At 68.4% G+C, this 2,917-nt stretch carries 3 protein-coding genes; 2 read left to right on the forward strand and 1 reads right to left on the reverse strand.

The features are described from left to right. A partial coding sequence (locus V6M46_RS03820; RefSeq protein ID WP_332662443.1) for a carboxyl transferase domain-containing protein occupies positions 1-908 on the reverse strand: 908 nt, incomplete at its 3' end. A gap of 169 nt (positions 909-1,077) precedes the next feature. On the opposite strand from V6M46_RS03820, the gene fabG reads away from it, so the two are divergent. Together fabG and V6M46_RS03830 are read left to right on the forward strand one after the other, a co-directional pair. Continuing rightward, positions 1,078-1,833 (forward strand): 3-oxoacyl-ACP reductase FabG, encoded by a 756-nt coding sequence (gene fabG, locus V6M46_RS03825; RefSeq protein ID WP_332662444.1) that lies wholly within the window; start codon positions 1,078-1,080, stop codon positions 1,831-1,833. Between the two features lies 1 nt (position 1,834). Further along, positions 1,835-2,866 (forward strand): phosphotransferase family protein, encoded by a 1,032-nt coding sequence (locus tag V6M46_RS03830; protein WP_332662445.1) that lies wholly within the window; start codon positions 1,835-1,837, stop codon positions 2,864-2,866. Positions 2,867-2,917: the final 51 nt, after the last annotated feature.

Consider the following 2,917-nt stretch of genomic DNA (forward strand, 5'->3'; position numbering starts at 1 on the left):
GCATGCGTCGGCATGAGCTCGAGGCGGGCACCGTTGTCCAGCACGCCGTCAAGCAGCGCGTTCATGTCGAACACGACGCTCGACTTCTCCGGCACGAGACCGGGAAGACGCTCGACCGCACCGGGGTTGGCCGGCACGGGGCTGTGCCGCTTCTGCGGGCCGCCCTTGTGCGTCGGCAGGAACGACAGGAGCAGGCGTGTCGCGTGGAACGCCTCCTCCTCGCTGTCGACCTCGAGGTGCGCGACCCCGCTGACCTTGGTGTGCAGCGCCGATCCGCCGATGTCCTCGGCGGACGCGTCCTCGCCCGTGGCGGCCTTGACGATCTCCGGGCCGGTCAGGAACATCTGGCCCTGCTCCTTGACCATGATGGTCCAGTCCGTCAGGGCCGGAGAGTATGCCGCCGCGCCCGCACACGGGCCGAGGATCAGCGAGATCTGCGGGATCCGCTGCTGCGCCTCGATGTTGTTGGCGAAGATGCCTCCACAGCCGTGCAGCGCGAAGATGCCGTCGTGGATGCGCGCTCCGCCCGAGTCGTTGATGTAGACGATGGGGTAGCCCTTGTCGAGCGCGAAGCGCTGGGCCTTCATGATCGCCTCGGCCATGACCGCACCGATCGCACCGGAGGCCACAGCTGCATCGTGCGAAACGACGACAACCGCGTGACCGTCGGTCGTACCCCATCCGGCGACGACGCCGCTGCCGGCGCCTCCGCCCGCCGTGCGCAACGGCGTCATCTCGACGAAGGAGCCGTCGTCGACGAGCATCTCGGCCCGCTCGCGGGCCGTGAAGACACGCTTGCCCTTGGGTTCGATCCGGGCAAAGCGATCGTTGCGGCGCTGCGTGAGCGCCGTGCGGTGATCGGCCTGGTCCGGCGCTGAAACCACCGAGGGGGTGTCGAGCTGCGTCACAAGGACTCCTAAAACATGAGGTTTTCCTCAACTATACACAAACATGAGGAATCCCTCGCCTTCAGCGACGTCAATTTCGGTGGTGATCTCGCACACGCGGGGCTCGTGCGATAACGTGCGGGAGGAATCAACTAAGCAAGCGCTTAGGCGCCAGTCGAAGGAGCATCTCGTGACCGAACCCCGCACCGCGATCGTCACCGGAGCCGCACGCGGCATCGGCGCTGCCGTCTCGCAGCGACTCGCTGCCGACGGCTTCCAGGTCGCCGTCGTCGACCTCGACGAGGCCTCGTGCGCCGGCACCGTCGACGCCGTCACCGCTGCCGGGGGCAAGGCCCTCGCCGTGGGCGCGGACGTCAGCAACGAGGCACAGGTCGCCGCCGCGTTCGAGCGCATCACCAGCGAGCTCGGCGCCCCGACCGTGCTCGTCAACAACGCCGGCATCATCCGCGACAACATGCTGTACAAGATGACGGTCGACGACTGGGACGCCGTCATGAACGTGCACCTGCGCGGCGCCTTCCTGATGACGAAGGCCGCCCAGAAGTACATGACCGAGGCCCAGTTCGGCCGCATCGTCAACCTGTCGAGCACCTCGGCGCTCGGCAACCGCGGCCAGGCCAACTACTCGGCCGCGAAGGCCGGCATGCAGGGCTTCACCAAGACCCTGGCGATCGAGCTCGGCAAGTTCGGCATCACCGCCAACGCCATCGCGCCGGGCTTCATCCAGACCGACATGACGGCATCGACGGCCGAGCGCCTGAAGGTGCCGTTCGACGACTTCATCAAGTTCAACGCCGAGCAGATCCCGGTCGCGCGCGTGGGCCAGCCCGAGGACATCGCCCACACGGTCTCGTTCCTCGTCAGCGAGGGTGCCGGGTTCGTGTCGGGCCAGGTCATCTACGTCGCCGGCGGACCCAGGGACTGACATGACGAACGATCCCAAGGGCCTCGACCTCGCCGCGCTGCAGAACTGGCTCGAGCGCGAGCGTCCCGAGCTGGTGACCGGACCGCTGTCGGCGAGCCTCATCACGGGCGGCAAGTCCAACCTGACGTACACGCTGAGCGCCGGTGCTCGCGACTACGTCGTACGCCGCCCGCCCTTGGGCCACGTCCTCGCCACGGCTCACGACATGGGGCGCGAGTACCGCGTCATGGCCGCGCTGGCGCCGACGAACGTACCCGTGCCGCAGATGATCGCCCACTGCGAGGACACCGAGGTCATCGGTGCGCCGTTCTACGTGATGGAGAAGGTCACCGGCACGCCGTACGGCCGCGCGGCCCAGCTCGAGGTCCTCGGACCTGAGCGCACGCGCGCCATCACCGAACGCATGGTCGACACCCTCGTCGCGCTCCACGCCGTCGACTACGCCGCGGTGGGCCTCGGCGACTTCGGCCGGCCGGACGGCTACCTGGGACGCCAGGTGGCGCGCTGGAAGAAGCAGCTCGTGTCGTCGACCAGCCGCGAGCTGCCCGGCATGGACGAGCTCGTCGAGCACCTCGAGTCGAACATCCCGGCCAACGGCGACGGCACGATCGTGCACGGCGACTTCCGCCTCGACAACCTGCTGGTCGATGACCGCGACCAGGTCACGGCGGTGCTCGACTGGGAGATGAGCACGCTCGGCGATCCGCTGACCGACGTCGCGGTCCTGCTGGCGTACCAGCAGCTCGCCGAGGTCGCTCCCCCGTCGCGCGACGGCGCCGCGATGATCACCGATGCTCCCGTTGCGGCCGGCTACCTCAGCCGTGACGAGGTGCTCGCCCGGTACGCCGAGCGGTCCGGCCGCGACGTCAGCGACATCGGCTTTCACCTGGCGCTGGCGTTCTTCAAGCTCGCGGTGATCCTGGAGGGCATCCACTACCGACACTCGCACGGGCAGACCGTCGGGGCGGGCTTCGACGGGATCGGCGACATGATCGTTCCACTGATCGCCGCGGGGCGCGCCGCTTCAAGATAGGGTTGCGCCCGTGACGGCCGAGATCCTCGAACCCCGGCGCCGCCCGACGCA

It is taken from the genome of Aeromicrobium sp. (assembly GCF_036676885.1).
Lineage (GTDB): Bacteria > Actinomycetota > Actinomycetes > Propionibacteriales > Nocardioidaceae > Aeromicrobium.